Raw genomic sequence first — 25,310 nt, 5'->3', positions numbered from 1 at the left:
GGGCTACGCACCTCGTGAGTTGAGCCCTTCCAGCTCGAACCCCGGCTTTGTCTTCAAAGCCGGGGTTTCTCTGCGCTCGACGTGAAGCGGGGCTCTCACCGAAGGTCAATCCTCAGCCGCCCCGGTCACAGGTAACGCTCGAGGAGCCGACGGCTCGCATGGTCCAACTCGCCCGTGTCGGGGACACGATAGCGGAGCTTTTGGGCGTCGGTAATGAGGACGCTCCGACCTTCGAGTCGGCGAATGTCATCCTCATTTTCGAGGGTGAATGTCGTGGGCCCTCGATCGGTCTCCACGACCCATTCCGAAGGGGACGTCTCGCCCGAAACCCGGACGATCCGGGTGATGACGGGGACGAATTCGCGGTGCGCGAGTTCGTCCTCCAGGATTTGCCGGACGCCGGGGGAGAGCCGTTCGAGCGACTCGACGCAGAGGATCTCCCGACCGTGCGAGTCGCAGAGCGAGATCCAGCGGCCGGGGTCGGAGATCGGGAACGACCGGACGGGCTCGACGCCGACATGTCGGCGTCCATCGGCGTCGATCAGGACAAGCCGGCCCCAATTGTCGTGCGTGAGGCCGAACGGAGGGGATGCGCCGGTCGGGGTATCCTCCGGCTCGCCGTTCGCCTCGGACTTGGCGTAGCTTGGGCTCGGTTTCACCGAAATATTCTCATACGATTGGCTTCGAGTACCGGAATGAATCCCACGTCGAGGTCCGCTCGCCGATTTTCGTGCCTGCCCCGAAACCCGTTCTTCTCTTAAGGAACGGGTTTCGAGAGAGTCACTGGGAACGATCAATGGACGGCCATGCCGGCCGCCAGCTCCATCTGGGCGCGGTGGAGCCGGGAGTAGGCCCCGGACCGCTTGAGCAACTCTTGCGGCGGGCCGACTTCGACGATCTTGCCACGTTCGAGGACAACGAGCCGGTCGGCCTTTCGGAGGGTGCTGAGCCGGTGGGCGATCGCGATCGTGGTCCGGCCTCGGATGAGGTTATCGAGGGCTTCCTGGATCTCGCGTTCGGTCTCGGTGTCGACCGACGAGGTGGCTTCGTCGAGGATCAGGATCCTCGGGTCGATGAGGATGGCCCGGGCGATCGAGATCCGCTGGCGTTCACCGCCCGAAAGGGCCTGGCCGCGTTCGCCGACCAGCGAGTCGTAACCGTCGGGCAGCCGGAGGATGAAGTCGTGGGCACGGGCCGCCCGCGCCGCCTCGATGATCTCGCGACGAGACGCGTTGGGCCGGCCGTAGGCGATGTTCTCGGCGATCGTGCCGAAGAACAGGAACGGTTCCTGGAGCACGATGCCGATGTGTCGACGGTAGTCGGACACGGCATAAGATCGGATGTCGACGCCGTCGACCAGGATCGCCCCTTCGCTGACGTCGTAGAAGCGGCAGACGAGATTCACAAGCGTGCTCTTGCCCGCGCCGCTGGCGCCGACGAGACCGATCAACTCGCCGGGCCGGACGGCAAGGTCGAGCCCATTGAGGATCTGCCGGCTTCCGTGGCGGAATGAGACTTGCCGCAGCTCGATCTCCCCTTCGATCCGCTCCGAAGGGACCGGGCGGACCGGCTCGGCGACGCTCGGCACCCGGTCGAGGATCTCGAAGATACGCTGGGCGCTCACGCCGGCCTTCTGGGTGGCCTGGACCATGCGGAGCATCGACTCGAGGCGCATGTAGAATCGGGCGATGTAGGTCAGGAACATCGTCAGGGCCCCCACCGTGAATCCCCGGTGGAAGACCATCCAAGCCCCGACTCCCCAAACGATGAGCAGGCCCCCTTGCGTCAGGAATGCCGTCATCGGGCCGAAGAACGACCAGATGGTGTTCACTCGATCGTTGACGTCGAGCACATGCTGATTACTTTGCCGGAACCGTTCGACCTCGCGTCGCTCCTGCGCGAAGGCCTTGACCACGCGGATGCCCGGGATCGTGTCGGCCAGGACGCTCGACATCGCCGCCCACGCCCGGCTCCCTTGCCGGAGGGCGCGGAGCATCCGGTAGCGGACGAACTGGACGAGCCACATGATGAGCGGGAACGGCACCAGCGCCGCCGCGGCCAGGAGCGGGTCTCGATGCGCGAGGACGACCACGGTCATCACGATCATGATCACGTCGGACGCGAAGTCGAGGAGGTTGATCGAGAGGAAGTTGCAGATCCGGTCCGTGTCGCTGGTCAGCCGCGACATCAGGTCGCCCGTCCGCTTGCCCCCGAAGAACTCGAGCGAGAGCTTTTGGAGGTGGGCGTAGGTCTGCGTCCTCAGGTCGGCGCTGACGCGTTCGCTCACCCAGGCCAGAACATAGGTCCGCAACCAGCCGAGCAACCAGGCCAGGATCGACGTCGCCGTCATCCAGACCAGGTACCAGACGACCATCCCAAATCGTCCCCCCTGCCCTCGTTCGAAGGGGATCAGGACGTCGTCGACCAAGGGTTCGGTGAGTGCCGGGGGGACCAGGCTCGCCGCAGTGCTCGCCAATGTGAGGAAGAAGCCGAGGACGACCATCCCAGCCCGCGGACGCGCGAACCGAGAGAGCCGGAGCAGCGACGACGCCACCCTTGCCGGCTTTACCGAGGAACACGAAGCGCAGGGCGAGCCCCGATGGGCCACGATCGCTCCGCACGACGGGCAGACCGAGTCGTCCGCCGAGTCGACGTCCGGAGGTTCGCCGGAAATCCTCACTTCGAACCGGTCGATGAACCGCGCGACGCCGGGCGCCCTAGCGATCGTGTAACGCCAGCAGGCGAGCCTGCCCGACGCATCGACCAACTCCAGCGACCCGACCCCGGCCCGGTCGCGCGACTTGAGCGCCAGTTCGGGCCCGAGGTCCCACGATTGGACGTCGAGAGCCGTCGAGTCGCTGCCCCCCCCCGCGTGGATTAATCGACGATCGGTGAGGGCGAGCAGGCCCTCGCCATATCTCATCCGCGCGTCGAGATCGTGGCAAAACCAGGTCAGTATCAACTCGCCCGGATCGAGCCCAGGCGCCAGGGCATCATGCCATGGCCCGGGCAGACGGCCGGATTCGATGGAACTCCCATCCTTCTTCGAAAACACGTCGAGGATCCTTCTGTCGACCCGGGATGGGACCTGGGACGGAGGTCACGTTCGACCTCCCCTACTCTCAATACGAACGAATCATTCTAAGCGTTGAAATGTCCTTGAATAGGCCCGCGATCCAAACGCCCGATTCGACTTCCGCCACGCCACGCACACCCCTGTCGGTGGCAAGTCGCTCGCGACCGCCGCCAGACCCGGCCTTCGGCGGCCGGAAGATGAACCGCCATAATCCATTGAACCCAAACATCTTACAAAAAAACTCCGGCACACGAAGGGTGGGGCGATGGGCCCACACTTCGCGACATCTTCCCACGAGGCACATGGAAAACTTTCGGTCCGCCCCGTTGATTTTTCACGCCGCGGACGCATAAAGTAAGGCACTACATCTAGCCGGTCGGGGTCGTCGAGTTCTGCGAGGAAATCTCCATCGATTGTTTAACGAGTTGACACTGTTTGTCTTGAGTTGTGCGGCCATTCTAGCCTCTCGATTCGAGCGAAGGGGGCGTCGTCAATTCTTTTTCGGTTTCTCCGAGATCGCTCCCGATCCGTGGGTTGTCTCCCGGGGTTTTCTTGGAACATTGTCACGAAATGAATGCAATTGGATTCGACCGATGTTGTGCCGGGGGTTCGTCCTGTCTCTCCCGGCGCTCGATTTGCATGAACTTCGGCGATTGTGAAGGAGTGATAAGCTTTCGAATTCGGCTCCAACGATCGGGTCGAAATCCCCGTACTTAGGCGATAGTCGAACGTTTTCGATGGTCTTCCCCCCGAGCCTTCGGCTCCGGAGGATTTCCCGAGGGTCGTAAAACGTCCGCTCCCGTCGCGTATTTCCCGTCAATGAGGCCGGGTGTCGTCCAACGGATGGTCCCTCCTCGCGTGGTCGTATGCGCACACGCGGGGTCGGTGAAGATCGGCGATCGGCGCGCCATTGCGAGTTCCTCGAAGTGGGTGGTCGCGAAGCCAATCCAGTCTGGGAGGTCCGAGGTTTATGCAGTTTTTGAAGGTCCTGGCCCTGCGCGGTCCCAATATGTGGGCGAATTTCCCGGTGCTCGAGGCCTGGGTCGACCTAGGGGCACTCAAGGACTCCCCCTCGACGTCGATCCCGGGGTTCAACGACCGGCTCATGAGCTGGCTCCCCACGATGATCGAGCACCGGTGTAGCGAAGGGGTCCGGGGCGGATTCTTCCAACGCCTCCGAGAAGGGACCTACCCGGCGCACGTCCTCGAGCACGTGACGCTCGAGCTCCAGGAATTGCTCGGGATGCCCGTCAAATACGGCCGGGCCCGGGAGTTGAAGGAGGATTCGAGCGTCTACAAGGTCGTGGTCCAGTACCGCGTCGAGGAAGTCGCTCGCGCCTGTCTCGAGACGGCTCGCGAGCTCGTCCTCGCGGCCATGGACGACCGCCCCTTCGACGTCGCGGCCGAGGTCGAGAAACTCCGAGGCCTGGCGCACGAGGTTTCGCTCGGGCCGAGCACCGCGTCGATCGTCGCCGCCGCGAAGGCGAGGAACATCCCCTCGAGGCGACTGAACACGGGGAGCCTGGTCCAGCTCGGATACGGCTCCAAGCAGCGCCGGATCCTGACCGCGGAGACCGACCGCACGGGGGCCATCGCCGAATCCATCGCCCAGGACAAGGACCTGACCCGGACCCTGCTCGCCGCCGTCGGCGTGCCCGTGCCCGACGGCCGGCCGGTGGTCGACGCCGACGACGCCTGGGAAGCGGCCCGAGAGATCGGCGCCCCGGTCGTGGTGAAGCCCCGGTTCGGCAATCAGGGGCGCGGCGTGGCCACGAACCTCTCGACCCGTGCCCAGGTCACAGCCGCGTTCGCAAGTGCGCTCGAACAAGGCGATCAAGTCGTCGTGGAACGCTACGCACCCGGGGCCGATTATCGGGTGCTCGTCGTCGGGGGGAAGGTCGTGGCCGCCTCGCGTCGGGAGCCCGCGCAGGTTCTCGGTGACGGCCAGAGGACGATCGCCCAGCTCGTCGAAGAGGTCAACAAGGACCCGCGACGGGCGGACCACCACGCGACGGCCCTGAGCAAGATCATCCTCGACCCGATTGCCATCGCGGTCCTCGACGACCAGGGCTTCACGCCCGACTCGGTCCCCGCCTCGGGCCAGACGGTCCTGGTACGGCGGAACGCGAACCTGAGCACCGGCGGGACGGCCGCCGACGTCACCGACGAGGTCCATCCCGACGTCGCGGCCCGGTCGATCGACGCGGCCAGGGTCATCGGCCTGGACATCGCCGGCATCGACATCGTCGCGCTCGACATCAGCCGCCCCCTCGAAGAACAAGGGGGTGTCGTCGTCGAGGTGAACGCGGGCCCCGGCCTGCGGATGCACCTCGAGCCCTCCTCGGGGCAGCCTCGGCCGGTCGGCGAGGCGATCATTGATATGATGTTCCCCGAGGACGACAACGGCCGGATCCCCCTGGTCTCCGTCACCGGCGTCAACGGGAAGACGACGACCACCCGCCTGATCGCCCACATCCTCCGAGGGACGGGCAAGACGATCGGGATGACCAATAGCGACGGCGTCTACGTCGGCACCCGACGAATTGAGGCCGGCGATTGCAGCGGCCCGCAAAGTGCCCGCGCCGTGCTGCTCAACCCCAAGGTCGAGATGGCCGTGCTCGAGGCCGCCCGAGGCGGGATCCTCCGCGAAGGGCTCGGGTTCGACCGCTGCGACGTCGCCGTCGTGACGAACATCGGCGAAGGTGACCATCTCGGTCTCTCGGGGATCGAGACGCTCGAAAAGCTCGCCCTGGTCAAGCGCACGATCATCGACGTCGTGCTCCCGACCGGGATGGGCGTGCTCAAGGCCGACGACCCCTGGGTCGCCCAGATGGCCCCCAAGTGCCCCGGCTCGGTGACCTTCTTCTGCCGAGACCCCGAGCACCACGTCGTCCGGGAAGCCCGGGAAAAGGGTGGCCGCGCGGTCATCGTCCGCGACGATCACGTCGTCCTCGCCGAGGGGGATCGCGAGACTCCCTTCATCTCGCTTTCCCGCGTCCCGCTCACCTATCACGGGCGTGTCGGCTTCCAAGTTGAGAACGTCCTCGCCTCGATCGCCGCAGTCTGGGCGATGAACATCCCGTTCGACCAGATCCGCCAGGGGCTCTCGACGTTCTCGAGCAGCGCCAACCAGACCCCCGGCCGGTTCAACGTCCTCGAGGCGAATGGCGCCACCGTCATCATCGACTATGGCCACAACCCTTCGGCCGTGACGGCGCTGGTGGAAGCGATCGAAATGTTCCCGCAGAAGCGCCGATCGATCGTCTTCTCGGCCGAAGGCGACCGGCGCGACGAGGACATCATCCGCCAGACCGAGATCCTCGGCGATGCCTTCGACAGCGTCATCCTCTACGAGTACCCCAATCGCCGAGGCCGCGAGGAAGGCGAGATCCTCGCGCTACTGAAGCAAGGGCTGGCTACCGGCTCGCGCCTCACCGAGACCCTCGACGTCCCCGACGAGCCTTCGGCCATCGAGCTCGCCCTCCGCTCGCTCGAGTCGGGCGACCTCCTCGTGATCCAGCCGAAGGAGATCGACGACGTCGTCGCCGAGGTCCTGCGGTTCCTCGAAACCACCCCCCCGCCCTTCGAGACCCCCGTCGCCGGCGCGAGGCTTGCCCTCGTCGGCCAGTCGGAAGACGCCTGATCACGTCAATAGCCGGGCGTCCCCTTAAAGGACGCCCGGCCCGCGACGACCGAGAACGCCGAGAGCGTGGGCGACAGTCGGGTTCGGAACCCGTTGTCGCCCACGCTCTCGGATTTTTAGGATCAATCGCGGGAAGATCTCTTCACCACGAAGGCACCGAGACACAAAGGTAAAAATTACAAGAGTACAAATCATACTCGAATTTTTTCCTGGATTTCTTTGTGCCTTTGTGGTGCATCTCCACCAAGCCTATCCGCGATCGCCGTCGTTCCCGATGGCCTCGACAGGGCACTCTTCCATGGCGGCCAGGCAGGCATTTTCTTCGGCTGCGTCCATCGGTTGGCGAAAGACGTAGCTGCGTCCTTCGTCATCCTCGCGGAGGAAGCAGCTCGGCGCGGTCTCGCGGCAGAGGTCGCAGTCGATGCATGTCGCGTCGACGTAGAACCGTCCGGGGACATTCTCGGGGACTATCTGGGTCTTATCGGCCATGGCCATTTACGGAGAACGGCCCCAGCGCCTTCGAGGGCGAGGGGCCGTCCCGTTGCTCCCGGTGCGATAATCGGGTTCAGACCGTCTTGGAGTCGATCCAGGTCATCAGGCCGCGGAGCCGCTTGCCGACCTGCTCGACGGGGTGCTCGCGCTCGCGCCGCTTGGTGGCGTTGAAGCCGGGGCGTCCGGCCTTGTTCTCGAGGATCCACTCGCGGGCGAACTGCCCGGTCTGGATCTCGTTGAGGATCTTCTTCATCTCGACGCGCGTTTGCTCGTTGATGATGCGAGGGCCGCGCGTGTAGTCGCCGAACTCGGCGGTGTTCGAGATGCTGTACCGCATGTAGTTCAGGCCGCCCTGGTAGAGCAGGTCGACGATGAGCTTGAGCTCGTGGAGGCACTCGAAGTAGGCGCTCTCGGGCTGGTACCCGGCCTCGACGAGGGTCTCGAAGCCCATCTTGACGAGGGCGCTGACGCCGCCGCAGAGGACGACCTGCTCGCCGAAGAGGTCGGTCTCGGTTTCTTCGGCGAAGGTCGTCTCGAGGACGCCGCCGCGGGTGCCGCCGACGCCCTTGGCATAGGCGAGGGCGAGGGCCTTGCCGGCGGCCGAGCAGCCGTCACCGGTGGCGATCAAGCAGGGGACGCCGCCCCCCTTGACGAACTCGCTGCGGACGAGGTGGCCCGGCCCTTTGGGGGCGACGAGGGCGCTGTCGACGCCCTGGGGGGGGACGACCTGGCCGAAGTGGATGTTGAACCCGTGCGAGCAGAGGAGGAGGTTGCCCGGGCTGAGGTTCGGCTTGATGTCCTGGGCGTAGATGTCGCCCTGGACCTCGTCGGGGAGGAGGATATTGACCAGGTCGCCGGCCTTGGCCGCCTCGGCGGCGGAGACGGGCTTGAAGCCATCCTTGACGGCCTGGTCGTAGTTGGCGGAACCCGGTCGCTGGCCGACGACGACGGTGCAACCCGAGTCGCGGAGGTTCTGCGCCTGCGCGTGGCCCTGGCTGCCATAGCCGATGATGGCGATCGTCTTGCCCTTCAACAGACCCAGGTCGGCGTCCTGGTCGTAGTACATCTTAGCCGGCATCCGCGACTCCCCTTCGGAGCGGAGGGGCCGGACGGACAAAGGTACGCGGAGGGGGCTCGCACGAGCCCCCGCCCTTCCCCTCGGCCACCGGCCCTTCTCGAAAACTGCTTACAGGTTGGAATGTCCCAGGACGGTGGGCGCCCCCTCGTCTGCGTCGGCAGCCGGAGGGGCCGATTCGGAGTCGCTCGAGGGCCCGATCCCCCGGACCAGGGCGATCCGGCCGGTCCGCGCTAGCTCGCGGATCCCGTAAGGGCGAACCGCCTCGATGAACGCCTCGATTTTCTTTTCCTGGCCGGAGATCTCGACCATCATCTGCTCGGAGTCGACGTCGACGATCCGACCCCGGTAAATCTCGACGAGGGCCTTGATCTCGGCGCGCTGCTCCGGCGGGGCATCGATCTTGATCAGCATCAAGTCCCGCTCGACGAAGTCTTCGCGGGAGATGTCGAGGACTTTGACGACCGTGACGATCTTCTCGAGTTGCTTGCGGACCTGTTCCAGCAGCCGGTCGTCGCCCATGACGACGACGGTGATCCGGGACAGATGGGGATCCTCGGTCTCCCCGACGGCGAGGCTGTCGATGTTGAAGCCTCGCGACGCAAACATCCCCGAGACGTGCGCGAGCACTCCCGGCTGGTTCTGCACCAAGGCCGAGATCACGTGGCGGATCCGCCCCGTCCCTCGCGCCGATGCCGACCCCGTGGTCTTTCCCGCACTCGTTGCCGTCGCCATCGCCAATTCGACCCCTTTCGGCTTCGCCTCGTCCCTCCCGATCGACCTCGGCTCGGACAAGCGGAAGCGAAAATTGTAAACCACCGTCCTGTCAAATCGCAAGGGGCCCGGCCCTCGCTCCCGCGAGAACTCTCTCCCCTTCGGCTGGGCTCCGACCCAGGAGACAGCCGAGCGGCCGAAAATGTTCGCCCAGGACGAGGCGCTTCCTGGAGGCCGAACGAGTCCTGTGCAGTCAACCCGATCGTCATTGACCACACAGGCACAAAGCCACAAAGAAATGTCTATTCCGTATTGATCTCGTTCCCAAGGGCTCCGTGGGTGTGCCTTTTCCGACGCTCCGCGTCATTACGATCGACTGCGAGAAGCCACCCGGCGGCGATCATTTCTCCGACGCGATCCGGTAGGGGCGATCGACATCTGAACGCATGGGGCCTCGGATTCGAGCCCGATTTCAGAAGGTTGGGTTCGACGTTCTACGAGCGGATCGAGGTCCCTGGCTCGGCACGCGGAGCGTGCAAGACGGCATTCCCACGGGGACGATGGTAACGAAATGTTTAGTTAGCATAATTTTTCCATGCGTGAACGACGAAGACCATGGGAACGAGCAAAATGCATCGGGCCCCGGAGGAGGTTTTGGAGTTCCTCCGGGGCCCGTTTCACGCGAATACGACTCTGGCGTCAATCCCTCGGTTGCAACCTCAAGGATGGTTGGGGATCCCCGGGATGCCGCCGGGCGGGAGGCCGGGGAAGCCGCCCTGGGGGAGGCCCGGGAAGCCGCCGGGCATCTCGGGCTTGTCGCCGCCGGCCTTCTTGTCGCGGACCAAGGCCTCGCGGTTCAAGGCGATCGACTTGAAGCTGTCGCCCGGGGTCACGTAGTACCAGCCGGCGAACCGCTCGGTCAGATCCTTGACGCGCTTCTCGCCGTCGGCGATCCGCTTCTGGTGGTCGGCGGTCTCGCGGTCGAGCTTGTCCTTCGCGGCCTTTTCCTCGGCGACCCGCTTCGGGTCGTCGGGGGCTTTCTGGAAGGGGTCGTCGGGGATCGTCAAGGGCTTCTTCGGCTCGGGGGGATGCTCGGGGGGGAGGATCGAAGGGTCGAAGGCGGCGGTCACGAAGAGGTAGCGGCTCTCCGTCGCCCCTACGGCTTTCTTCGCCTCGTCTTTTTTCTTCTCGTCTTTCCCGGCCGGCTTGTCGTCGTTGTTGCCGGCGGTCAGGTCGAGGCCGCTGGCGAGCACGACGTCGCCGTAACGGAGGGTGTAGACCACCCCTTCTTCCGTCGTAACGATGACGTCGCCCTGGTTCGAGTACAGGCCCTTGGCGGTGGGGTAGAAACCCCGGCTGACGAGCGAGTTGAGGGACTGTCGCGTCGTCGGCTTGATCTCGGCGCCGGTCGAGACCTGGAGGTCGCGGCTCAACCCTTCGGGCTTGGGCCGGACTCCGACGATCTTCAGGTCGGCGAGCGCGGTGGTCAACGCCTGGAGCTTCTCGGTGTCGAGCTCTTTCTCGGCGGGCAAGCCTTCGAGGGTCCAGGGGGAGCTCGAGTCCTTGCGCTCGATGGTGAGGACCTCGCCGGGGATGATTTCGCCCCGATCGGCGTCGACCTTGTGGTTGTCGAAGACGATCTTGCGGATCTTGCTCCCCTCGACCTTGAGCAGGTTGGTCTCGATCCAGTCGGCGAACTTGGTGGAGAGCTCGACCTTCAGGTTGACGCCATAGATCCGCTTCTGATCGGGGACGCGGACGTAGCGCTGGCCGGCGGCATCGGCCCCCTTCTCGCTCTCCTTGCGGACTTCCTTGCCGATGATGAAGTCGGCCAAGATCTTCTCGGAGGCATCGCGCAAGGTGACCCGCTTGCCTCGACCTTGCAAGGTCGTCGCCTTGGGGTCGGCGGGGTCGACGACGCCCATGGTCTCCTGGTCCTGGGCGAGGTCCGCTCGGACCGTATCCTTCTTGAGGTCCATGACGCCGGACGCGGTCTTGGCGAGCCGGTCCTTGGCGTCGGCCGGGTAGTCGTAGTGGGACGGGATGACCCACTTTCCGTCCTTGAACTTCACCTGGAATTCCGAGGAAGTCGCCGTCGTGGGCTCGAACTCGACCACCCGGAGCTCGGTGCAGGCGAAGGGATCCTTGAAGTCGGGGAAGAACGGCTGCCCCTGCTCTTTGAACGCCAGATCTTCCATCGAGTGGTCGGGGATCCTCAGGAACGCCGCGCCCGTGAGCAGCAGCGCGACACCGACGAATACTGCGGTCTTGGTCGTCTCTTTCATGTCGCTCCTCATATCGCGTCGGTTGGACCGTGGATGACGACCGTTGAGTTCGAGGGCAAGCCGGCGAATGCACCGGCCTGCTCCCGATCGTCGACGGCCGTCCTCGAAAGTCCGGCTTCGGCGTGGATCAGATCAGGCCAGCCGGTTGGGATTCGCGCCTTGGTTCTCACGTCGGAGGCGTAGGCCGAGGACGAAGAGCCCGAAGAACAGCGGGGGGATTGGCGGCAAGAGCATCGCCCCCACGCGTACCTCGTTCTGGGTCTTGCGGATCGCCTGCTCCGTCACGGCCTTGATCTCGAGGAGCTTCTTGCGCTTCACGTCCTCGATGTTCGCCTTGTCGACGTCGAGGCGACGGTTCGCAATCTCCTGGAGTTGGAGCACGCGGATTTCCTTGGTCCGCTCGTCCATTTCCTTGTTGACCCGGACGGCTTCGACCTCCTTGTCGAGTCGCTTCTGGAGCGTGTCGAGCTGGCCCTTGGCCTCGTCCTCGGCGGCCTTGGTCTCGTCCTGCCTTTTCTCGAAGAACGCCTTGTTCTGGGATTCGAGGTAGGTCAAGGTCCGATGCTTGGGCCGGCGCTTGCGGAGGGCGACGAAAGCGTCATCGCCGGCAAGGACGTCGACGCAGTTGAGCACGAAGGTCACGTTGTCGAGGTCGAGGTTCTCCGCGCGCTGGCGGCGGAGCATGAAGAACTGCTCGGAGATGACGTCGAGGTCGGCGATCGCGATCGCATGGACCTCGGCGGCCTTCGGCGGCTCTTTCTTCTCCTTCTCCTTGCCCTTCTCGACCACGGGCGGGGCCTCGGCGGCGGGACGACCCTGGATCCGGGCGGCGAGCGTATAGGCGGTGCTCGAGCGGAAGTGCGGCCGTTGCGGGTTGATCCCCGACGGGCCCATCATGTTCTGCTGGGCGACGTCGCCGAAGGACAGCGTGCCCCCCGAGGCGTTCGAGCGGAGCAGCGGGATGAAATCGAGGCCCGCCCCGCCCCGCTGCCGCAGCAGGCCGGGGAAGATCAGCACGACCTCTTGCAAGCCCGAGCTGACGCTCTGGTCGGGGTTGAACGCGTCCTCCGCGCCCGACCCTCGGCCCACGAAGACGACCTCGGGGGGGAGGTCGGCGAGGCTCGGGTGGGGGTTGTACGGATTCCAGACGATGTCGGTCGCCGGCCAGTCGATTCCCAGGAGCTCCATCAACGGACGGAGGTCACCCTTCGGCTCGGGCGGCTGGCCCCCGCCGAACGGCCCGCCTGGGGGCATCCGAGGCACCTCGGGGGCGATCTGCGGGTTCTCGAACGGCATCGGGTCGAGGAAGAGGAGCACCGGCCCGCCGCTGCGGACGTGGGTCGTCAGGTTGTCGATCTGCTTCTGCGTCAGCGACGACGGCTGCGCCACGAGGAGGACGTCGAGGTCCGACGAGATCGGCGTGTCGGGCGAGACCGAGCTGACTTCGTACTGCTTCTTGAGCTCGGTCACGATCGACCACTCGGGGGTCTGGCCCATCGAGCGGAAGTCGAAATTGCCCATTAGCTTGGCGTCGGTGTTCAGGATCCCGACCTTCTTCCGGCCGCTCCTCGAGACGACCCGGAGCGAACGCGTCAGCTCGTACTCGACGGGGAGGCCCCGATCGAAGAACGGGATGATCACTTCTTCAACACCGGAGTTGAACGCGACGCCGAGGTAGATCTCGGCCGAGCTCTGCTTCGCGTCGTCGGCGACCATCACCCGCCTCGGCTCGATCCCGAACCGCTTCTCCGCGTCGCTCGCCTGGGGCGAGTAGAGCTCGGTCTCGACGAGGTTGAGCCGGACCCGGTCGCCCCCCTGGGACGCGTAATCCTTCAGGAGGTTGATCAGGTCGAGTTTCGTCTCCACGTATTCGCGAGGGACTTCGGGACTGTAGTAGGCCTGGATGAAGACCGGCCGATCCTTGGGGATCTGCGCGATCGCGTCGATCGTCTCGCGGGAGAGCGTATGGAGGCGTTCCGAGCTGAGGTCGGTTCGGATCCCGGCACGGGCGACGAGCGTGCTGAGGCTACCGAGTGCGAGGAAGACGCAGGCGACGCGGACCAGCGAATGGCCCAGCCGACCCCGGCTCCGCTCGCCGCCGGCCCACTGCCGACGGCCGAGGATCACCATGTTGGCGTAGAGGAACGCGGCCGCGAGCGCCACGAAGTAGAAGATGCCCGAGAAACGCGCCTGTCCGCTGCCGAAGCTTTCGAACTGAGCGGGGATCGACAGGTCCTCGAAGATCCGTCGCATCAGCGAGCTCCCCGTCGTCGAGCCCAAAAGCCCGAGGAACACCGGGACCGCCGAGAAGATCGCCCCGAGGATGAACGCCACGGTGACGTTCGACGAGAGGAGCGAGGCGACCATGCCGATGGCGATCAGCAAGACCCCCATGAGCCAGTAGCCGAGGTACGTCGCCGCGACGATCCCGAGGTCGGGGGATCCGAGCCAGAGGAGAATCGCGACGTGCGTCAGCGAGAACGCGAGGGCGACCGTGTAGATGCCCAGGGCCGCGAGATACTTCCCGAGGACCACGTCAACATCGTGCGCCGGGAGCGTGAAGAGAAGTTCGTCCGTGCCGAGTCGACGCTCCTCGGCCCAGGTGCTCATGGTGATGGCCGGGATGAAGAACAGCAGCAGATAGGGCATCCACTGGTTCAGCGACTGAAGGTTCGCGAGGTTGTTGGCGAAGAAAACCGGCTGCCAGAACGCGACCCATGAGCCGACGAACACGAACAGCGTGATGAAGACGTAGCCGGCGGGGTTGCTGAAATAGCTGGAAAGATTCCGCCTCGCGATCGCCCGGATCGCGTCCCAGCGGAATGGGAGGCCCTGTTTCGAGCCGGAAGACGGGCCCTTGGGGGCCGGGCCGGATGATTTTTTTTGAAGCGTGGTCACCGTATCGTTCCTGAAGGCTGGTTGTCCCGTGTTGAAGGTCCCGACGCGGATCAGACCGGCTTGGCGGTGAGGTGGTGGAACTGATCCTCGAGAGTCCGGCCCTCTTTTCGCATCGCGGCGGGCTCGCCGTCGAAGACGATTTTGCCGTCGTGGATGAACAAGACCCGGTCGGCGACCGGCTCGACCTCCTGGAGGATGTGGGTCGAGACGAGGACGGTCTTCGATTGACCGAGCTCGCGGATCAGCTTCCGGACGCCCCGGATCTGGTTCGGGTCGAGGCCGCTCGTCGGCTCGTCCATAATGAGGACTTCCGGGTCGTGCAAGAGCGCCTGGGACATCGACACACGTTGCCGATACCCCTTCGAGAGCTTGCCGACCGGCTTATACGCGACCGAGCCGAGCGAGCACTGCTCGAGCACGGCGTCGATCCGATTCCTCAGCTGCCCTCCGGACATCCCCCGCGCCTCACCGAAGAAGCGGAGCAGGCCGTGGGGCGTCATGTCGGGATAAAGTGGGCCGTTCTCGGGGAGATACCCCAAGTGTTTGGCGGCTTCGATCCGGTCTTCCTGGACGTCGATGCCCGCGATCCGGGCCGAGCCTCGGGTCGGCGCGACGAAACCCGTCAGCAGCCGCATCGTGGTCGTCTTCCCCGCGCCGTTAGGGCCGAGGAAGGCCACGATCTGCCCCTGCGAGATCGAGAAGCTGACATCGCGGACGGCCAGGAAGCTGCCGTACTGCTTGGAAAGCCCTTGGGCTTCAATCATGAGGGGAGCGGACATACCAACATCATCCTCAGAGGACCATTCGAGATCGTGCCGGGCTCCAGCCTCGGGCGCCCGAGCGTTGCACTCGATGCACGACCAATCCGAGGCACCGCTCGCGGATCCGCGGCCCTCGCCCGGGCCGTCGGGCTTCAGTAGGGCACATTATGCCCGGCCTCGAGGCGCGACGCAACCGGCGCGACCGATACTCTTGGCTGGCCAAGAGTTCAGGCCAAGGCCACGCATGATCGAAGGTGTTCGGACGAATCGCGCAGGATCGAGTCGATTTCACGCGAGTCGACCGCTACGTATTACGCCCGGTGCCTGACCTTGGTTCGCTCACTTCGGCAACGAAAAAACCCAAGCCCCCGCGAGACTCACACATGAACGCTCCGAAACAGTTGCGAGGTGGGTTGATCGGTTGCGGTTTCGTCTCACAACACCACATCGAGGGCTGGAAGACCATCCCGACGGCCAGGATCGTCGCCCTCTGCGACCTCGACCCGTCCCGCCTCCAATCCGCCGGTAGCCGTCTGCCCGAGGCTCGGCTTTATGCCGATGCAATGTCGATGCTCACCTCGGAATCGCTCGACTTCGTGGAGATCTGCACCCCGCCCGAGTCCCACCAGGCCCTGGTCGAATTGGCCGCCGGCCGAGGTCTCCACATCCTCTGTCAGAAGCCCGCCGCCCCGACCCGCCCCGAGCTCCTCGCCATGCTCGAAGCCTGCGACTCGGCCCGGGTCCGCCTGATGATCCACGAGAACTGGCGGTTCCGCCCCTGGTACCGAGCCCTCCGCGCCGAGATGGCGTCAGGTGCCATCGGACGCCCGATTCGCCTGCGGATCGCCCACCGCGACACCCGAGCTCTCCGACCCGACGGCTTCGCCGATCAGCCCTTCCTCAAGTCACGCCCTCGCCTGATCCTGCTGGAAATGGGCTGCCACCTGATCGACACGGCTCGCTACCTCTTCGGCGAGATCTCATCCGTCTCCGCGACCCTCGGCCGGTTCGGCGACGACCATCCCGGCGAAGACCTCGCCACGCTCTCCGTCCGCTTCGACAACGGGGCCGTTGGCCTCCTCGACATGACCTGGTGCGCCTCGCCGGATGCCTCGCGACCGGAATGGGCCCTCAACGAAACGGTCGTCGAAGGCACGACGGGCACTCTCCGCCTCCAGGACGACGGTTCCCTCCTTCGCACCGGCCTCAACGGCGAGACCGGGACAAAGCCCGTCCCCCTCCCGCCCCCGGATCGCGTCTACGTCGACGGCTACGCCGCCACCCAGGCCCACTTCCTCGCCGGCCTCCTCGACACCCTCCCCCACGAGACGAACGGCGCCGACACCCTCAAGACCATGGACGTCGTCTGGGCCGCATACCTCTCCGACCTTGAGCGACGCACCATCCCGGTCTCCGAACTCTCCGGAGGATCGTCCCCGACCTCCCCGAGCGAATCCGCCTGACACAAACTGTTCAGATACAACACATTACAACCAAAGATCCGTCCGAGCTCCGCCGCTCTTCGACGAGGCGACCCAATTTTTGAGGGTTTGGGGTTTTCTCGAGACCCCGCCTCTCGTTAGGATACATCCCGTCAGAGCGAGGCACACACCAATGCACCCGTAGCTCAATTGGATAGAGCATCGGTCTACGGAACCGAAGGTTAGAGGTTCGAATCCTCTCGGGTGTACTACGACGCAAACCCCTGGATCTCCAGGGGTTTTTTGTTTGTCCGGGGGTGGCAAATCGAGAGGCCGTCACGTGATCGTTCCTCAGATCACCGCGACGCATGCACTCATCTCGATCATGCTAGTCCAGTCAAAGACCCGCTTCACCCCTCATTTCCGCCCAGGGTCGCTGAACCAGACGGCGTTGGGGGCGTCGGAGCGGGCGGCGGCGATGTCGGGCCAGCCATCACCGTCAAGGTCTCCGGCGGCGATTTCGTAGACAGTTCCCTTGCCGTCACCCCAGTGGATTTCTTCGAGGTGGATCTCACGGTCCTTGGGCTTGTTGAAGAAGATCGAGCCGGGAAACTCAACGTTTCCGACGATAATATCGACATTCTTATCTTTGTTCAGGTCCGCCAGGCCGATCGCGTAAGGCGTGATGGACTTGGGGGCCACACGAATCGGTGCGCCGAATCGTCGATGTCCTTCGTTCAGGGAGAAGAACACGCCTTCCTTTTCGTCGCCAATGACCACATCGAACGTCCCATCGCCGTTGAGGTCGGCCGAGGCGGCCGAACGGATCGAGGAGTGTGCGGGTCCAAATGGAGTCGACTCGGCGAAGTTAGCTTTGCCGTCGTTCCAGAAGACCAGGCTCTGTCCGCCGTCGCGGTGAGGGACGAGGAGGTCGACGGAACCATCGCCGTCGAAGTCCTTGGCGACGATGATCGTGGCCGATTCGGTGGGGAGGGGAGAGCTCGAGGGAAAGGCACCCCGACCGTCGTTGAGACAGAGGTAACTGGGGCACGGGTCGTCCGGAATCGAACCGCGGTTCGCGACGAGGATATCGGGGCGGTTGTCGCCATTGACGTCCGCCAAGGTGATGTATCGCGTCGACCAGTTGGGGTCGCCAAAGGTGCCGGACAAAACATATTGGCCCTTGTCATTGTTCTTGTAGATGAGCTTTTTGTCCGGCTTGTCATTGCTGACGACGATGTCGAGGTCGCCGTCGCCGTCGATATCCGCCAGGGCGGCCGAGTAGGTGCGATCGGCGGTCTCGCTCAGGTTCTCGGTGGCGAACCGCCCTTTGCCATCGTTGCGAAGGACGAGATCGAGCAGCGGCCAGTGGCGGCCCTTCGCCAGGATGACGTCGAGATCGCCGTCGCCGTCGATGTCGCCGAGGCTGACGCCCGCGGAGGATTCGCCCTTGGACTCGAGAAGGAGCACTCGCTCGAAGGAGCGTGGTTCCGCGGCGAGGATTGATCTCGCCGTCTGCGAATGCACGAGCGGAGCCGTTGTCAGGAGGAAGAGAGCCGTCAGAATCGCGGATTTCCTCATAATGCACCAGTCCCCCAGAGGTCATTCTCAAGCGACCAGTCGCCGCCTCGCAACGAGCGGCGAGGCTTCACGCGTCGCACTGAGCATAGCGTGACTCCCGGGCATTCTCGGAGCTCTCTCCGTCGCGGTCTTGTGTCGGTAGAACAGGCCTTAGGATTGGCTTAACATCGTCGATCGGGATCGAGTCGACGGGAGTCGGCCGGACAGGAACGATGGGTGCTGCCATTTCAGCCGACGGCTTCGGGACGTAACCGGTCCGTCCCTCCTCACAACACCAAGATCATGACCGGCTCACCCTCCTCGTACCCAACCCACGGGGCGATCACTTCCGAGGGCCTCTCGAGTCCGAGCTGGAAGCGACACCCGACGACTCCCGCGGCCCAGGCCGCGGTCAGGGGAGCGAGTCCTCTTCGGCGATTTCGCTCTTCAGGGTTTCGAGCTGCCCGATGATCGCATCGATCTGGGCCTCGATCTCGCGTCGAGATCGTTTCGCCCGGCCGCCCGACTCCTTCGCATTGCGCACGACCATCAGCCGGTCGCCGGGCATGAGCGGATAGTTCGTCAAAGGATCGCCTTTCCTGGAGATGGCCGTGAGATCGACCGGGAACGTCTCCTCGCAGCAGGCTCCCGGGGGTGCGGGGCGAACGAGTTGGACCCTCAACGTCTCGGGAGTCGCCCGGAGCCCTCCGGCCTGATTGATCGCATCCGAGACCGTTTCGTTGCCGGTCGCGGGGTAACGCCCCGGCTTGGCGACCTCGCCTTGAACATAGTAGCCCTTGCTGTTGAAACTCAGGACGGTGACCGTCACGAGCTCGGAAGCCCGAGGGGCGACCTCCACGACATCCTTCTGCTGCCCCTCCTTGAGCCCGAGGGACTCCTCGCTGAGGAATTGACGGAGGTGCCGGATCAGCTTTTCCTTGATCTCAGGGGTCGTCAGGCCGGCGACATAGAGTTCTCCATAGAAGCCAAGTGAGATCTTCCCGTCGGGCCGGACGAGTCTCTCGCCGTGGATGGGACGGCCGGAGAGGTCGCCGCGGACATCGACGTCGAGGAGGTCCGGTGGCTCGACCACATATTCCGGCAACGCCCGCTTCTTGCCGAGGTCCGGCCGCCGTCTCTGGTCCGGCGCTCCGGGTGCTTCGGCCGGCACGGCTTGATCGTCGATGCTCGCCGAGACGGCGGGGCGATTCGCGAGCCGGTGCACACCGACCGTCGTGAGACCGACGGTGAGGCCGACGCCGAGCAGGGCCGTAGCGGCCAGCTTCATCTTTGTCATGAACATTCGATCAAGGACTCCTTTCGCCAGCAACAAGGCGGCCGGGCCTCCGCCGGTGATCAGGGCCCGGCCGTTCGCGATTCTCAACGCGACGGAGATGGTCTCGTTCAAGAGCACGGCGGATACGGCCCTCGGGCGCAGGCAGGCGACCAGCGTCGCCGTCGTGAGTCCGAAGCCTCGTCGCGTCAGCCGGGCCCGCAAGTGCGCCCGAGCCCGGCTCAGTCGCCCCTTCACCGTGCCCAGGGGCCAGCCGAGATGGCGGGCCGCCTCCTCGTGCGTCATCCCCTCCAGGTAGCAGAGCACGACCGCCGTGCGTTGGGATTCGGGGAGATGGCCGAGCTCCTCATGGAGCGCAACCTGCCACTCCTGACCTTCCGCCTCCTTCATCCGGGCGCACATGAGGGGCTCGTCGCCGTAAGACTCGTGACACGCGAGGCGGGCGGATTCGGAGCGAGCACGGAGCGCGACCCGGCGGGTCACCGTGTAGAGCCAGCGGCCCAGGGACGGGTCGACCCGGATGGTCCCGGCCTTACGAACCATGATCAGGAACGTGGCCTGGAACGCGTCCTCCGCCGCATGGCGGTCTCCCAGGATCCGTCGGCAAACGCCGAACACCATCGGGCCATGGCGCTCCACGAGGGCGGAGAACGCCTGGCTGTCCCGATGCTCGGCGAACCGGTCGAGCAGCTCCTGATCGGGCACCCCGGCAACGCTCCCGTGTCGGAACAGTCCCTCGATCTGCCGGTGCAAGACCTCCGAACGACCGCGCGACATCCTCCTTGCCTCCTCCCGCCTCGCGTTTCGCAATCCCGACACATAGTTAAGGCACGGGGCCGCGATTCGGATACAACTTTTCCTCCGAAGGCTGTTGCCCTTGGGCTCGAGGCGACATCACTTCCGTTCTGCGTATTGGCGACGACCGAGAAAATTTCAGGATCGATGGAACAATCCGGCGGATCGGCGGCTTTACTGGGTGAGTTCGCCCGATGGGAGTTCCGGAAGGGGCCAAGCCCGTGACAGGTGAGCGAGAGACAACATCCCTCAAGGACATCCGTACCCTCTTCAGCGTGGGGATGTCTGCCGAATTGACCGACGGACAACTCCTCGAGAGGTTGGTCACGCGCCGAGGCGAGGAAGCCGGGTTCGCCTTCGCAGCGGTCATCGAGCGGCACGGCCCGATGGTCCTTCGAACGTGCCTGAGCGTCGCGAGGCACGACCACGACGCCCAGGATGCGTTCCAGGCCATCTTCTTCATCCTGGCTCGTCGCGCCAGGTCGCTCTGGGTGCGAGACCCTCTGGGGCCCTGGCTTCACAGGGTCGCCTTTCGGGTCGCGGTGCGCGCCAGGGTCGCCAAAGTGCGGCGGCAGGAGGCCGAGATAAGAATGGCCGTCATGCTGTCCGAAGACATCGCCGAGCGGACGCCGCTTGATCTCCGCCCGGTCCTTCACGAGGAAGTCGAGCGGTGGCCTCATCACTACCGCCTGCCGATCGTCCTCTGCGACCTGGAGGGCCGCACCTACGAGGAAGCGGCAAGGTGTTTACGATGCCCCGTCGGGACGATCAAGAGTCGCCTGACGCGGGCGAGAGAGAAACCTCGAACGAGGCTCGTCCGCCGGGGGTTGGCCCCCACGGCCGGTTCGCTGGGTCTCATCGGTGCGAATGAAGCGATCTCCGCGACGATCCCAAGTGCGCTTATTGTTTCTACACGTCATGTCGCGTTGCGATTCCTGGTTGCACCCGGCGCGGCTCGGCGTTCGGTCTCGCCATCAGTCGCAATTCATGGGAAGAACGAACGTGAGCATGTTCCTGACCAATGCCAAGGTTTTCAGTTCATCCTTCGTCGCGATGGGCATCATCACGGCCGGTGCAGGCCTACTCGCACAGGGGTTGCCGCCGGCCAAGCAGGCACCCGTTCCGGCAAAGCCCTCGAAGTCGGCCCGGGTCGCATTGCCGGAGACGAGCACCGTGAACGCCGTCGCGGGAGATAGTGAGGATCTAACGCTGACGGTCGACTACGCTCCCGATGGTAAGACGGTGGCATCGGCGGGAACGGGTGGCACGATCTCACTGTGGGACCCCGTCACGGGTGAGCGGCGAGCGAGTTTCGAGGGGTCGAAGCGGGTCGTTCGATCGTTCACGATCGCGCCCGACGGCAAGACCCTGGTGAGCAGTGGTGACGACGCGGTCGTCCGCCTGTGGGATCCGGTTCAAGGGACCCCGCTTCGTACATTCCCGGGGCTGAGCGAGGCGATCCGCCAATCCATCCCCGATGCGGATATCGCCTCGGTCGCTTTCTCGAAGGACGGGAGCTCGATCGCAATTGGCGGCGGCGGCGGACACACGCAAGACGAGGCGGTGTTCGAGGAGAGACTCTTCGAAACCGAGACCGGGAAACTCAAGTGGGCCCACATGGGGCGTGGGGAATGGGCCTTTTCCGTCGCTTATTCTCCCGACCGGAAAAGCCTGGCAGTGCTGGTTCCCTGAAGGCGAGGATCTGGGACGTTTCGACCGGGGATTTGAAATCGACTCTCGCACCTCCCCAAGGCGGAGTGCAGACCGTCGCCTTCTCGCCCGATGGCAAATCCCTGGCAGGCGGCGGGGCGTATCGCGCGAACGGTGCGGATCGGCCTTCGGGCCAGCTCATTTCTTGGGACCTATCGACCGGACGAATTCGATGGAGCAGGGAAGGGCTCCACGGGGGGATCCGTACGGTTGCCTTCTCCCCGGACGGCCGATACATCGCGAGCGGTGGGGACGGGGGGGTCAAGGACACCGCGTACGAGGCGAAGGTCGTCAGCGAAGTCAGACTCTGGGACGCGGGAACCGGCCGACTTTGTTGGACCGCGGAAGAGGAATTAGGGGAAGTGAATTCGCTCGAATTCTCACCCGATGGGAAATCCATCGTCTTTTGCGACCACAAGTCGATTGCATCGATCTGCGTACGGACCGGTATCCTCGAGAGGACGTTCAAGAGGCCCACGCTGAATCGGCCATGACAGTCGCCAACGCATCAGGCCGTCCACACTCTTCGGGCAGCCCCTGGACGAAAATCAGCGCTCAGCATCCGGGACAGCCGAGAGGACAATCATCACTCGATATCCTGTCCGAGCCCAGATCATTGAATCATGGGAAACTCGATCCGCGTCGCCACGATCAACATTCTGAACGACCTGTCTCGATGGAATCAGAGACGAGCCCTGCTCGCGACAGGTTTGCGCGAGAGGGACCTCGACCTGATCGCCATGCAGGAAGTCACCGAGCCGGTCGGGAGGAGTACCGCGCATTGGCTGGCCGACGAGCTCGGCGGTTATTCGGTCCACGTCTGCCCGAAGTCCGGGTGGAGCGCGGGTCGTGAGGGAATCGCTATCTTGAGCCGCTTACCCGCCGAGGATCATGAGGTTCTCGACCTGCTCAGCCAGCAGAGGACCGTCCAGATCCTGCGAGTCCGAATCGAGGGACGGGCGGTTGCTTTCATCAACGGGCACTACTACTGGCCACCAGGGCTTCATGCCGCGCGAATCCGCCAGGTGCAACGGGTCATGGACCGGGTGAAGAGGCTCGATCCGCGGACTTCGGTGGTCGTGTGCGGAGATTTCAACGGTTCGCCGGGGACCCCGGCGATCGAGTTGATGCGGCGATCGCTGGTATCGGCCCACGAGGCTCACCATGGACATGAGCCGGAATACACCTGCCCGACGCCACTCCAAAGCGGAGGGAGGATTCGGGGGGCCGTGACCCGAGGGCTGCTTCGCGCATTCACCAATCGCCCCGGAAGCTCTTGGCGGGGGACCCTCGACTACATCTTCGTCAGCCCCGACATTCGGGTGGTCGACTGTGGCGTGTTCCTCGATCGACCCTCGCAGGATGACCCGACGCTGTTCGCATCCGACCACCTGGGCCTTGCGGCCACGTTGGAAATCCCTGAGCACGAATAAACATCCATAACAACAGAGATTCAGCCGTCCGACACGATCTTCCCGTCGCGGAGCTTGAGAATCCGGTCGGCCCAGTCGGCGACCTCGGCGCTGTGGGTGACGACGAGCATGGTGAGCTTGCGTTCGTGGCGGAGGCCGCTGAGGAGGTCGAGGACTTCGCGCTGGGCGACGCTGTCGAGGTTGCCGGTGGGCTCGTCGGCGAGGAGGAGGGTCGGCTCGTTGGCGAGGGCACGCGCGATCGCGACGCGCTGGCGTTCGCCGACGGAGAGCCGGTTGGGGAGTTGTTTGCGTCGATGCGCGAGTCCGACTTCCTCCAACAGGCGTTCGGCGCGTGAGGCACGCTCGGCGCGGGGCCAGGGGCCCTCGAACATCGGGACCTGGACGTTCTCGACGGCATTCAACGTCGGAAGCAGGTGGAACGACTGGAAGACGAAACCGACCTGACGCGAGCGGTAGGCGTCGAGGTCGAGTCGACGGAGGGGATCGCCTTCGAAGTACACTTCGCCCGAGGTGGGGACGTCGAGGCCCCCGAGGAGGTGGAGGAGCGTGCTCTTGCCGCAGCCGCTCGGGCCGGTGATCGCGACCGACTCGCCGGGCGATACGGACAGCGAGACGCCCCGCAACGCGTGTACGGCGCCGTCGGGGTAGGTCCGGGTCAGGTCGTCGCCGCGGAGCAGCGGCCTGGAGTCGTTACTCATGGCGGAGGGCCTCGGTCGGCGGCAAGGCCGCCCCTCGGAGTGCGGGATAGAGACCCCCGAGCACGCTCAGGCCAAGCCCGAGGGCCAGGCCGACGACGATGACCGCGAGCGGGGAGTCGGGCGAGACGAAGCCGCTCGCCGCGGGGAGCCGCGCGAGGATGTTCACGCCGACGACCCCGAGGATCACCCCGCAGACCGCCCCCGCCGCGCCGAGGGCGAGCGCCTCGCCGAAGATCAGGGCGAGGATTCGGCGACGCCGCCAACCGATGGCGCGGAGCAGGCCGATCTCGACGGTCCGCTCGAAGACGGTCATCATCATCGTGTTCAGCACCCCGACCGACCCCAGGAGCAACGCGACCGCCGAGGTCGCCCAGGCCATCGACTTGACCAGGCGGATCCGGATGTCCCCCTGGACGTAGTCGCGCGAGGGGATCGCCGCGATCCCGGGGACGGCCGCCTCGACCCGCTTGCGCAAGGCTTCGACCGATGCGCGGTCGTTCTTGTCCCCAGCGATCACGAACCCCGTCACGTCCCCTTCACGGCCCATCATCCGTTGGAGCTCGGATCGGGGGACGATCAACCCCCCGTTCTCGAAGAGGCTGTCGCTCTCGAAGATCCCCACAACCCGGAATGGCTCTCCCGCGACCCGGATCGCGTCGCCGACGCCCTTTCCCAGGTTCATCGCCAGGACCCTGCCGAGCATCGCCACGCGGTGGTCGGCTTTCGCCAACGTCCGACCCTTCTGGAGCCGGATGCCCCGGAAGAGGAGGCTCCCCGGCTCCCAGCCGTTGATCAGGACGCTCACGAGGTTCGCCTGCTCGAACGAGACGGCGTCCATCAACGACCCCGCGACCTCCTTCACCCCCGACACCTTCCGGAGCTTCTCCCCGAGCGCCTCCTCGAGGTTGCTCGTGAGCTTGTCGCTCACCCCCGCCCGGACCACGACGAGGTCGATCCCTTTCGCCTCGTTGATCGACAGAAACGACTGCTCGAAACCCCAGGCGATCCCCAGGAGCGCCACCACCGCGGCAATCCCGATCGACAGGCCGACGACCGTGAGGATCGTCCGGACCCCACGTCTGAGGAGATTCTTGGCGATCAACGTCGTGAAATGCATGAGGCTCCGCAGTGAGAACTTGAGACCAGAAGGCGCGAAGACACCTCGGATTCCGGAAAGGCCCAGCATTCCGAGCAGGCCCTAGAGTACGGGGTCCGGCCCGGATCGCTCAAGGGGGAGATTCGGAAGAGTGGACAGGAGACAGGAGCCAGTAAACAGGAGCCGGAAGAAAGGAGATTGGAGACATCAGACGGTGCACAGGAGACAGAATGACGACGGATGGACCATCAGGGGGAACAGGAGGCCGGTCGGGAGGTAGGATACCGAAAGTAGGGACGAGACGCGGAAAACCTTCGTGGGTGGAATCAGAAGGCCGGAGGTGGGAAGCTGAGGTGGCG

At 64.8% G+C, this 25,310-nt stretch carries 17 protein-coding genes, 1 tRNA gene and 1 pseudogene; 7 read left to right on the top strand and 12 right to left on the bottom strand.

The genetic code is table 11. From position 1 onward, the window contains the following. Window positions 1–125 precede the first annotated feature (125 nt). Together ACYOEI_RS29455 and ACYOEI_RS29450 are read right to left on the bottom strand one after the other, a co-directional pair. The gene (locus tag ACYOEI_RS29455; protein ID WP_462853242.1) at window positions 126–659 is read right to left on the bottom strand and encodes a cyanophycin metabolism-associated DUF1854 family protein; all 534 of its coding nucleotides are present in this window, start codon (window positions 657–659) and stop codon (window positions 126–128) included. A 134-nt stretch (window positions 660–793) separates the two neighbouring features. Beyond that, a complete protein-coding gene (locus ACYOEI_RS29450; protein WP_462853241.1) occupies window positions 794–3,055 on the bottom strand; it encodes a cyanophycin metabolism-associated ABC transporter in 2,262 nt (753 codons plus the stop codon). 991 nt (window positions 3,056–4,046) lie between these two features. On the opposite strand from ACYOEI_RS29450, the gene cphA reads away from it, so the two are divergent. Continuing rightward, a complete protein-coding gene (cphA, locus tag ACYOEI_RS29445) occupies window positions 4,047–6,719 on the top strand; it encodes a cyanophycin synthetase (RefSeq protein WP_462853240.1) in 2,673 nt (890 codons plus the stop codon). A 249-nt stretch (window positions 6,720–6,968) separates the two neighbouring features. On the opposite strand, the gene ACYOEI_RS29440 is transcribed toward cphA, so the two are convergent. The 6 genes from ACYOEI_RS29440 to ACYOEI_RS29415 form a co-directional block, all read right to left on the bottom strand. Further along, window positions 6,969–7,208, bottom strand: coding sequence for a ferredoxin (locus ACYOEI_RS29440; protein ID WP_462853345.1), 240 nt, complete (start codon window positions 7,206–7,208; stop codon window positions 6,969–6,971). Window positions 7,209–7,284: 76 nt separating this feature from the next. Next, window positions 7,285–8,289 (bottom strand): ketol-acid reductoisomerase, encoded by a 1,005-nt coding sequence (gene ilvC, locus ACYOEI_RS29435; RefSeq protein WP_462853239.1) that lies wholly within the window; start codon window positions 8,287–8,289, stop codon window positions 7,285–7,287. Window positions 8,290–8,397: 108 nt separating this feature from the next. Further along, a complete protein-coding gene (gene ilvN / locus ACYOEI_RS29430) occupies window positions 8,398–8,958 on the bottom strand; it encodes an acetolactate synthase small subunit (protein WP_462853344.1) in 561 nt (186 codons plus the stop codon). Window positions 8,959–9,719: 761 nt separating this feature from the next. Next, window positions 9,720–11,285 (bottom strand): DUF4340 domain-containing protein, encoded by a 1,566-nt coding sequence (locus ACYOEI_RS29425; protein ID WP_462853238.1) that lies wholly within the window; start codon window positions 11,283–11,285, stop codon window positions 9,720–9,722. Window positions 11,286–11,417: 132 nt separating this feature from the next. After that, the gene (locus tag ACYOEI_RS29420) at window positions 11,418–14,183 is read right to left on the bottom strand and encodes a Gldg family protein (protein WP_462853237.1); all 2,766 of its coding nucleotides are present in this window, start codon (window positions 14,181–14,183) and stop codon (window positions 11,418–11,420) included. A 50-nt stretch (window positions 14,184–14,233) separates the two neighbouring features. After that, window positions 14,234–14,962 carry an ABC transporter ATP-binding protein gene (locus ACYOEI_RS29415; protein ID WP_462853236.1) on the bottom strand — a complete coding sequence of 243 codons (729 nt, stop codon included), beginning with the start codon at window positions 14,960–14,962 and terminating at the stop codon, window positions 14,234–14,236. A gap of 365 nt (window positions 14,963–15,327) precedes the next feature. Between ACYOEI_RS29415 and ACYOEI_RS29410 the strand changes: the two genes are divergently transcribed. Together ACYOEI_RS29410 and ACYOEI_RS29405 are read left to right on the top strand one after the other, a co-directional pair. Continuing rightward, the gene (locus ACYOEI_RS29410; RefSeq protein WP_462853235.1) at window positions 15,328–16,407 is read left to right on the top strand and encodes a Gfo/Idh/MocA family protein; all 1,080 of its coding nucleotides are present in this window, start codon (window positions 15,328–15,330) and stop codon (window positions 16,405–16,407) included. A gap of 153 nt (window positions 16,408–16,560) precedes the next feature. Continuing rightward, window positions 16,561–16,634 (top strand) — tRNA-Arg (locus ACYOEI_RS29405). 148 nt (window positions 16,635–16,782) lie between these two features. Here ACYOEI_RS29405 and ACYOEI_RS29400 read toward each other — a convergent pair. After that, on the bottom strand, window positions 16,783–17,946 hold the full coding sequence (locus ACYOEI_RS29400; protein ID WP_462853234.1) for an FG-GAP repeat domain-containing protein: 1,164 nt from the start codon (window positions 17,944–17,946) through the stop codon (window positions 16,783–16,785). A gap of 391 nt (window positions 17,947–18,337) precedes the next feature. Next, a complete protein-coding gene (locus ACYOEI_RS29395) occupies window positions 18,338–19,996 on the bottom strand; it encodes a sigma-70 family RNA polymerase sigma factor (RefSeq protein WP_462853233.1) in 1,659 nt (552 codons plus the stop codon). A gap of 212 nt (window positions 19,997–20,208) precedes the next feature. Here ACYOEI_RS29395 and ACYOEI_RS29390 point away from each other — a divergent pair. The 4 genes and pseudogenes from ACYOEI_RS29390 to ACYOEI_RS29375 form a co-directional block, all read left to right on the top strand. Beyond that, a pseudogene (locus tag ACYOEI_RS29390) lies at window positions 20,209–20,808 on the top strand (RNA polymerase sigma factor); the annotation flags it as partial. 214 nt (window positions 20,809–21,022) lie between these two features. After that, window positions 21,023–21,706: a WD40 repeat domain-containing protein gene (locus ACYOEI_RS29385; RefSeq protein ID WP_462853232.1), complete on the top strand. Its 684-nt coding sequence runs from the start codon at window positions 21,023–21,025 to the stop codon at window positions 21,704–21,706. Continuing rightward, on the top strand, window positions 21,646–22,218 hold the full coding sequence (locus tag ACYOEI_RS29380) for a WD40 repeat domain-containing protein (protein ID WP_462853231.1): 573 nt from the start codon (window positions 21,646–21,648) through the stop codon (window positions 22,216–22,218). The genes ACYOEI_RS29385 and ACYOEI_RS29380 overlap by 61 nt, the downstream gene beginning before the upstream one ends. Window positions 22,219–22,347: 129 nt before the next feature. Continuing rightward, a complete protein-coding gene (locus ACYOEI_RS29375) occupies window positions 22,348–23,157 on the top strand; it encodes an endonuclease/exonuclease/phosphatase family protein (protein WP_462853230.1) in 810 nt (269 codons plus the stop codon). A 20-nt stretch (window positions 23,158–23,177) separates the two neighbouring features. Here ACYOEI_RS29375 and ACYOEI_RS29370 read toward each other — a convergent pair whose 3' ends face one another. Together ACYOEI_RS29370 and ACYOEI_RS29365 are read right to left on the bottom strand one after the other, a co-directional pair. Beyond that, on the bottom strand, window positions 23,178–23,855 hold the full coding sequence (locus ACYOEI_RS29370) for an ABC transporter ATP-binding protein (RefSeq protein WP_462853229.1): 678 nt from the start codon (window positions 23,853–23,855) through the stop codon (window positions 23,178–23,180). Then, complete coding sequence (locus ACYOEI_RS29365) at window positions 23,848–24,972, bottom strand: ABC transporter permease (RefSeq protein WP_462853228.1); 1,125 nt, start codon at window positions 24,970–24,972, stop codon at window positions 23,848–23,850. Before ACYOEI_RS29365 ends, ACYOEI_RS29370 begins: the two co-directional genes overlap by 8 nt. Between the last annotated feature and the right edge of the window lie 338 nt (window positions 24,973–25,310).

It is taken from the genome of Singulisphaera rosea (assembly GCF_054877945.1).
The sequence above is the reverse complement of the archived record's forward strand: the minus strand, read 5'-3'. Positions and strand labels throughout refer to the sequence as shown.

What these genes read in the sequence shown, in the direction of transcription:
- cphA (WP_462853240.1), top strand. Translation starts at nt 4,047, where the DNA reads ATGCAGTTTTTGAAGGTCCTGGCCCTGCGCGGTCCCAATATGTGGGCG.
- ACYOEI_RS29440 (WP_462853345.1), bottom strand. Translation starts at nt 7,208, where the DNA reads ATGGCCGATAAGACCCAGATAGTCCCCGAGAATGTCCCCGGACGGTTC.
- ilvC (WP_462853239.1), bottom strand. Translation starts at nt 8,289, where the DNA reads ATGCCGGCTAAGATGTACTACGACCAGGACGCCGACCTGGGTCTGTTG.
- ACYOEI_RS29425 (WP_462853238.1), bottom strand. Translation starts at nt 11,285, where the DNA reads ATGAAAGAGACGACCAAGACCGCAGTATTCGTCGGTGTCGCGCTGCTG.
- ACYOEI_RS29415 (WP_462853236.1), bottom strand. Translation starts at nt 14,962, where the DNA reads ATGTCCGCTCCCCTCATGATTGAAGCCCAAGGGCTTTCCAAGCAGTAC.
- ACYOEI_RS29410 (WP_462853235.1), top strand. Translation starts at nt 15,328, where the DNA reads ATGAACGCTCCGAAACAGTTGCGAGGTGGGTTGATCGGTTGCGGTTTC.
- ACYOEI_RS29400 (WP_462853234.1), bottom strand. Translation starts at nt 17,946, where the DNA reads ATGAGGAAATCCGCGATTCTGACGGCTCTCTTCCTCCTGACAACGGCT.
- ACYOEI_RS29395 (WP_462853233.1), bottom strand. Translation starts at nt 19,996, where the DNA reads ATGTCGCGCGGTCGTTCGGAGGTCTTGCACCGGCAGATCGAGGGACTG.
- ACYOEI_RS29385 (WP_462853232.1), top strand. Translation starts at nt 21,023, where the DNA reads ATGTTCCTGACCAATGCCAAGGTTTTCAGTTCATCCTTCGTCGCGATG.
- ACYOEI_RS29380 (WP_462853231.1), top strand. Translation starts at nt 21,646, where the DNA reads ATGGGCCTTTTCCGTCGCTTATTCTCCCGACCGGAAAAGCCTGGCAGT.
- ACYOEI_RS29375 (WP_462853230.1), top strand. Translation starts at nt 22,348, where the DNA reads ATGGGAAACTCGATCCGCGTCGCCACGATCAACATTCTGAACGACCTG.
- ACYOEI_RS29370 (WP_462853229.1), bottom strand. Translation starts at nt 23,855, where the DNA reads ATGAGTAACGACTCCAGGCCGCTGCTCCGCGGCGACGACCTGACCCGG.
- ACYOEI_RS29365 (WP_462853228.1), bottom strand. Translation starts at nt 24,972, where the DNA reads ATGCATTTCACGACGTTGATCGCCAAGAATCTCCTCAGACGTGGGGTC.